This window comes from Stenotrophomonas sp. P5_A8 (assembly GCF_056400545.1).
Map to the genome: position 1 here is coordinate 1 of NZ_JBFULB010000193.1, position 7,335 is coordinate 7,335.

General features: G+C 64.4%; 3 protein-coding genes and 2 pseudogenes. 4 read left to right on the plus strand and 1 reads right to left on the minus strand.

Annotated elements, in window-relative coordinates; all coding sequences use genetic code 11:
* The 3 genes and pseudogenes from AC1DQP_RS13610 to AC1DQP_RS13620 form a co-directional block, all read left to right on the plus strand.
* Positions 1 to 303: pseudogene (locus tag AC1DQP_RS13610) on the plus strand (hypothetical protein); the annotation flags it as partial.
* A gap of 17 nt (positions 304 to 320) precedes the next feature.
* Positions 321 to 2,132: a dihydrolipoyl dehydrogenase gene (gene lpdA / locus AC1DQP_RS13615; RefSeq protein WP_478051790.1), complete on the plus strand. Its 1,812-nt coding sequence runs from the start codon at positions 321 to 323 to the stop codon at positions 2,130 to 2,132.
* Between the two features lie 597 nt (positions 2,133 to 2,729).
* Positions 2,730 to 5,144: an autotransporter family protein gene (locus tag AC1DQP_RS13620; protein WP_478051791.1), complete on the plus strand. Its 2,415-nt coding sequence runs from the start codon at positions 2,730 to 2,732 to the stop codon at positions 5,142 to 5,144.
* 622 nt (positions 5,145 to 5,766) lie between these two features.
* On the opposite strand, the gene AC1DQP_RS13625 is transcribed toward AC1DQP_RS13620, so the two are convergent.
* Positions 5,767 to 6,585 carry a hypothetical protein gene (locus AC1DQP_RS13625; protein WP_457319697.1) on the minus strand — a complete coding sequence of 273 codons (819 nt, stop codon included), beginning with the start codon at positions 6,583 to 6,585 and terminating at the stop codon, positions 5,767 to 5,769.
* A 551-nt stretch (positions 6,586 to 7,136) separates the two neighbouring features.
* On the opposite strand from AC1DQP_RS13625, the pseudogene AC1DQP_RS13630 reads away from it, so the two are divergent.
* A pseudogene (locus AC1DQP_RS13630) lies at positions 7,137 to 7,335 on the plus strand (hypothetical protein); the annotation flags it as partial.

Sequence of the window (7,335 nt, forward strand, 5' to 3'; positions counted from 1 at the left end):
GTCAGCATTCCGGCCGCGTTGGCGCAGCGGCTGCTGCGCAGTTGGCAAGCCGCGCTCGATGCGGCGGTGCCGGTTGATCGCAAGGCCGCGGTGCTGGACGGTGAAGTGCTGTCCTTCCAGGTGGATGGGCAGCGTTTCAGTGGCCCGCGCCCGGAGTGCGGCAGCGGCAGGCTGATGATGAAACAGGTGGCGCTGCTGATCGAAGCCAGCGACACCAAGGAAAAGAAGCTCGACCGTCGCTGGAAAGATCTGGACGAGTCGCTCGACGAACTGCAGCAACTGCTCGCCGGCAAGGCCGGCTGAGTCCCAGGAGAACAACAATGGCCGCAATTGAAATCAAGGTTCCCGACATCGGCGATTACAGCGGTGTCCCGGTGATCGAACTGCTGGTCGCCGTGGGTGACACGGTGAAGAAGGACCAGGGCCTGGTCACGCTGGAATCGGACAAGGCGACGTTGGAAGTGCCGTCTTCGGCGGCCGGCGTGGTCAAGGAAATCAAGGTCAAGCTCGGCGACAACCTCTCCGAAGGCGACGTGGTGCTGCTGCTGGAGGCCGAAGGTGAGGCCGCCGCACCGGCCGCACCGGCCAAGGCCGACGCGCCCAAGGCCGAGGCATCGGCCAGCAAGCCGCCGGTGACCCCGTCGCACCGCGCCCCGGCCGAACCGGCCGCACCGCAGCCGGCGCTGTCCTCGGGCAAGCCGGCCGACATCGAATGCAAGATGGTGGTGCTCGGCGCGGGCCCGGGCGGCTACACCGCCGCCTTCCGGTCGGCCGATCTGGGCGTGGACACGGTGCTGATCGAGCGTTACGCCAGCCTCGGCGGCGTCTGCCTCAACGTCGGCTGCATCCCGTCCAAGGCGCTGCTGCATGCGGCGGCGGTGATCGACGAAGTCGCCCACGCCGGTGATTTCGGCGTGGAGTTCGGCAAGCCGACGATCACCCTGGACAAGCTGCGCGGCTACAAGGAAAAGGTGGTCACCCAGCTGACCAAGGGCCTGGCCGGCATGGCGAAGCAGCGCAAGGTGCGCACCGTGCAGGGCCTTGCCAGGTTCGTCTCGGCCAACGAGCTGGAGATCGTCGGCGACGACGGCAAGACCCAGCTGCTGCGCTTTGAGCAGTGCATCATCGCCGCCGGTTCGCAGGCGGTGAAGCTGCCGAACTTCCCGTGGGACGACAAGCGGGTGATGGATTCCACCGATGCGTTGGAACTGGCCGACGTGCCGGGCAAGCTGCTGGTGGTCGGCGGCGGCATCATCGGCCTGGAAATGGCAACGGTGTACGCCGCGCTGGGCAGCAAGGTGACGGTGGTGGAGTTCATGGACCAGCTGATGCCGGGCGCCGACAAGGACCTGGTCAAGCCGTTGGCCGACCGCTTGAAGAAGCAGGGCGTGGAGGTCTACCTGAAGACCAAGGCGACCGACGTCAAGGCCGACAAGGCCGGCGTGACGGTGTCCTTCGAGGCGGCAGTGGACGGCGAGAAGCCGGGCCTGGAAGCAAGCGCCTTCGACCGCGTGCTGGTGGCCGTGGGCCGTTCGCCGAACGGCAGGAAGATCGACGCCGAGAAGGCGGGCGTGCAGGTCACCGACCGTGGCTTCATCCCGGTGGACCGTCAGATGCGCACCAACGTGCCGCACATCTTTGCGATCGGCGACATCGTCGGCAACCCGATGCTGGCCCACAAGGCCACGCACGAGGGCAAGCTGGCGGCCGAAGTGGCTTCGGGCGAGAAGAAGGAGTGGGTGGCGCGGGTGATTCCGTCGGTGGCCTACACCAACCCGGAAATCGCGTGGGTGGGCGTGACCGAGACCGAGGCGAAGGCCAAGGGCTTGAAGGTGGGCGTGGCCAAGTTCCCGTGGGCGGCCAGCGGTCGTGCGATCGGTATCGGTCGCACCGAGGGCTTCACCAAGCTGATCTTCGACGAGGAAACCCATCGTATCGTCGGTGGCGCGATCGTGGGCGTGCACGCCGGCGATCTGCTGGCCGAGATCGGTCTGGCGATCGAGATGGGTGCGGAGGCCGAAGACATCGGTCACACCATCCACGCGCATCCGACGCTGAGCGAATCGGTGGCGATGGCGGCGGAGATCTACGACGGCACGATCACCGATCTGTACATGCCGAAAAAGAAGTAACCGGCGGGTCGCCGCCATGGGTGGTGACGCTGCTGCAACGAAAAACCCCGGCGAAAGCCGGGGTTTTTTGTTGGTTCTTCTCCCACTTGGGGGAGTGTCTTGTTGCAAGGCCGTCGCCGCGTGAGCACGACGCTACCCGGGTGGCCGGGTGCACAGGCTGTTTTGGCATCTCCGATCGGGCTGGTCGCGAGCGTGAGGGCCCGGTAGCAGCCGGTACGCCCCTGGCGCAAATGTCCCCCGGCCGCGAGCGGCTCTTCCCCCGGTCGAAGTCTGTGATCCGCTCACTGTCGCTTGGGCGGCGCGGCTATTTTACCGGTGCGGGATCCGGCAAACGGCGGGCCAACGCGAGCGATCGACAACGAGCCACAGCTCTCATTGCAATTTGTTGCATGGACCGCGACTACCGGCACGGTGCAAAGTTCGACCCCCTCGCTGTGATGCGACTCGAATCACAACTCAAACCAGCAGCTGGTCACACATCTTTCACCACCTGGGGTGGCCAACTACGCCCACCTTCCGTAGCCACGCTGACTGAGCGTTGCGATTGCGATGGAAGTTGAGTGGCCGTGTGCTATCCCCCGACCCCGGAGAACGTTCATGAAAGCCCCTGCCTCCAGTGCCCTCGTTCACGCCCCACTCGCTCCGTGTCTTCTTTCAACGGCACTTCTGCTGTGCATTGCTGCACCTGCACAAGCTGGCGTGGTCAGGGACGGCGCCTCCCGAACGGTGACAGCAGCCGACCCCAGCGAGGACTGGGATGTGTTCAATGGATCGACGCTGATCCTTCAACCTGGCGCGGCTGCCGGCTTTGTTTCGATACGCGATCAAAGCCAGTTTACGGCCACGGATGCGCAGCTTGCGGGCAACATCGACGGGGACGCCGTGTTGAGCGTCGTCAACTCCAGCGCGGTCATGACCCGCAGCAACGTGCGTAACGGCACCGGCTTTGGGGTGTCGCTGGGAACATTACTGCCTGGCCCTGCAGCGTCCCTGTCTTCCATGAGCCTGGACTCCTCAAGCGTTGAGGGTGTTGGAGCCGGAGCGCTGGTAAATGGTTACGGCCAGTTGACACTGTCCAGTTCAACTATGACGGGGACCATAGACGCAAGCCTGCCAGGCGGGACCCGTAATGGCGTGGGGCTGCAGCTGGAAGTTGGCGGTGTCACCGCCCAGAATGGATCCACCGTGCGGGGTGACCTTCATGGTGCATACCTTGCATCAAATCAGCTCGCAGGCTTTACGCCCCAGGCTTCCACCCTCACGGTGGATGCTTCACGCATCGAAGGCCTCTCCGGCAGCGCGATCTACATTGGTTCCAGTTTCGCCAACGACACCGACGTGGACATTACGCTGCGGAACAATGCCGAGCTCATCGCAGGCAACGGCGTGCTGATTGATATCACTGGAAACACCGCAAATCCCGCGCTCAATGTCCATGCTGACGTCATGGTCGACGACAGCCGGTTGGCCGGGGATATCCGCGCAGGGGCGGGAACCACCGGTTCGCTAGCGCTGACAGACAATGCAGCCCTCATCGGTGGAATCACTGGCGCCATGGATGTGGCGATCAGCCAGGGCGGCCAGTGGCAGCTTAACAAGAACAGCGATGTTGCCTCGCTGAATGTTGGCAGCGGTGGCATCGTGTCCCTCGGGCAGGGCACTGCCTTCCAGACGCTCAACGTGTCCGGCGACTTCACCGGCGCTGGCGGCACGCTGGTGTTCAACACCGTGCTCGCAGGCGATGACGCTCCCTCTGACAAGCTGATCATCGGCGGCGACACCAGCGGCCAGACCAACGTTCGCGTCAACAACGTGGGCGGGGCCGGTGCGCAGACCGTCAATGGCATCCAACTGATCACCGTGGGCGGCACATCCAATGGACAGTTCGACCTGGCCGGCCGTGCGGTGGGTGGCCAGTACGAGTACTTCCTGTTCAAGAACGGTAACAACTGGGTCCTACGCTCGGAACTCCCGACCACGCCGGACCCTTGCGATGTCGATCCATCGCTGCCGGGGTGCACGCCGGTCGATCCGCCAGTTGACCCGCCCGTCGATCCGCCCGTCGATCCGCCCGTCGATCCGCCGGTGCCCGTGCTGCGCCCGGAACCGGGTGCCTACCTGGCCAACCTGCAGGCAACACAGACCATGTTCCGACTGGGTTACCACGAGCGCAACGCGGGCCAGAACAGCGGCCGTGGCTGGGCGCGTGTGGATGGCGCCCGCACCGGTTTCGATGCCATCAGCCAGCAGCTGGACGTTCGTGGCAACAGCCAGTCGATAAGCGTGGGCGCAGATGTGTGGCGCAACGAGAGCGGCAGCAGCGCGGGCCTGATGCTCTCCAGTGGCAATGCCACCAGCACCTCCACCAATGCCCTGAGCGGCTATTACGCACGTGGAAAGGTGAAGGGCGAAGCGCTCGGTGTATATGGCACGTGGCGGGCCGGTAATGCCGACGATACCTACGCCGGTTTCTACCTGGACGGCTCGGTACAGCGCGCCCAGTTCCGCAACCGCGTGGAGGGTGTGGCGCTTGAAATGGAGCGCTACGACACCCGCGGTTGGCAGGGCGCAATCGAAACCGGCTACGCCTTCCGGGTCTCGCGTAACCCGACCGGCGGCATCTTCCTGGAGCCGACGCTACAGGTGGGCTACAACCGCTGGGACGACCTGCGCCACACCGAAGCCAATGGTACGGTGGTGACCACGCAGGATGCCGATGGCCTGTACGGCCGTGCCGGTCTGCGGCTGTCCGGCGTGACCCGCTGGGGCAACGGCGCCGCCGATGTGCAGCCCTACATCGCCGCCAACTGGCTATACACCCGCGCCGAATCCCAGGTGTGGATGGACGATGAGCGCGCGGACGCACGGATTCCGCGTACGCGCGCGGAAGTGAGTGCGGGTGCTTCGTTGAAGTTCGCCAACGGCTTTGGCGCTTGGACCGGGCTGGCGCGTCAGCAGGCCAGCGGCTACCACCAGACCAGCGCACAACTCGGCATGAGCTACAGCTGGTAACGGCCTGATTGAAGGCGGGGAAGAGGCCGGCGTCTGCCGGCCTTTTTTTGCGTTCTTGCCCCGTCCTGATCTGGGGGAAAGGGGCACGGCCGCCCCCGCCAGATTTGTGGTTGTCGAGAAGACAGACCTATCGGACGTACGGGTTCGCGATGGATGCGTTTGCGATCCAGAAGGGGCATCGTTCGCCACCGTGGTGGTCGACCCATCGCGCAGGCACGCGCTATGGGTCGGTCGAGGACGCCGCCGCGCTGACGTTCGCCCTTTCTTCGCGCTTCTCGGCAGGGCCGGTTGAGAACGTATCCAGGCCGCAGCGATGGACAGGAATGCGGCCTTTGATGTGTGGAGGCCCCTTGCAGACCATCTTTCTGCGCAAAGACGACTTGAAGCGGCTGTGGGCTACCGAAGCCAACGCTGGGCAGAGAAGGTCTTGCGGTCAGGGAAGCATCGCGGCGCCGCGAAGCGTCGACCCGACGCGCTCCTCCCAGCGGCTACCGGAGCGTGGCCAGGGTATCCGCACCCGACACTCGACCAGCCGGTCCTTGCTCCACCCTGATCAGGCACACAAAAAAWCGCGGCCCCCGATGTTCCGGGGGCCGCGCTCGGAGAGATCGCCTGGAAAAACTCAGAAGACGAAGCTGACGCCTGCCACCGGGCCCTTGAACTCCTGCTTCAGACCGATCGTGCCGTCGCTGCCGCTCTGGTCCACGTCCAGCTTGAACCAGTCGTAGCCGGCGAACAGGCCGAAGTTCTTGGTCAGGCGGTAATCCACGATCGCATTGGCGCGGGTCAGGTCACCGTCGTAATCATCGAAGTTGCCCCACTTGGTGTTCAGGTACTGGCCCTGCACCGTGATCATCCACTTCTCGGACGGGTTGAAGCTCATGCGCGCACCCACCACCGGCGCCACACCGTCGGCCTTCTCATCCAGGAAACGGCCCTGGTACAGATCACCCACGTCGGCATAGGCCTTCGTGCTCACCTTGGCGTACTCGGCACCCAGCTGAAGGCCGAGATCGAAGGTATCGGTATCCACCACCGAGTAGTCGTACACCAGGCTGGCAACCTGATACTTCAGCTCACCCTTGATGAAACTGCCGGCCGGCACGGACACGTCACCGAAGCTCACGCCGTCATCCAGCGTCTCGCGGCGGTCCTTGTCGTACTTGAAGTAGTTGAACAGCAGGCGCTGACGGTCGCTGATGCGGAACATGCCGTCGATGCGCGGTTCCCATTCCTTGCCACCCAGCTTGAAGTCTTCGGAGAAGCCCACGTCCTGGCCGGCCACGTTGCTGTTGCCGCGGATCGTGTTGTCCGAATCGATGTTCATCGCACCCAGGCGCAGCGCGAAGCGGTCATCGCCCTCGGCAGCGCTGGCGGTGTTGGCATGGGTCAGCGCGGCCATGGCCAGCGGCAGGGCGAGGAGGGAAAGCGTCAGGCGCATCGGTGTGTGTCCTTGCAGTGGTTCATTGATGTGCCGACACTCTGCCCAGTGCCGCGTCCACCATTCGTGAACGTATGGTGGAGGGAGTGTGTACCGTTCATGCAACAGCCTGTGCCGCCGGGCGGGTGGGGTGGCCGCGACCGGCGTCGGAATGCGTTTGAACCGCTGCGGACCGGTCCCCGATGGGTACCGGAACATCGGAGGCCGGTCCCACCAAAGAAAGTGGCCCCGGAGAGAGCTCGGGGCCACTTTGGGGAGCAGACCTGCGCTTGGGGCGCCGACGAGGATCGAAAAGTGCAGGTCGATGTCTGTGACCGGGCGCTGCGACCAAAGTTCAATATGCTGCATCGCAACAGGCCAAGAGCCTGACAGGGCCACGATTGGACCGCCGGTGGACCGCAAAATCTGTGGCGATGCAGCAACTTGCAGACATCCGGGATGAACAGGGGGCGGTTGTCTCGCAAATTGTCCCGTTGCTATAATTTGGCGGCTCGACGGGGCGCTTGCTTGCGACCCCGGCCTTTCTACTTACGATCAAGCAGGACATACGTGTGCTGAACTCCGTTGATTCGGGTCGGCGACTGATGCTGCGCGCAGCGGTTTACCCGCTGGCTGCAGTGGCTGTCCTGGCCCTGGCCTTCCTGCTGCTGGCAGGGCAGAAGTCCGCCCTGGGAGCGCTGGTGTCAGGCGTGGCGGTGTCGGCAGGTGGTTGGGTTGCCGCACGGATGGCGCTCAGTGGTGGGGTACAGG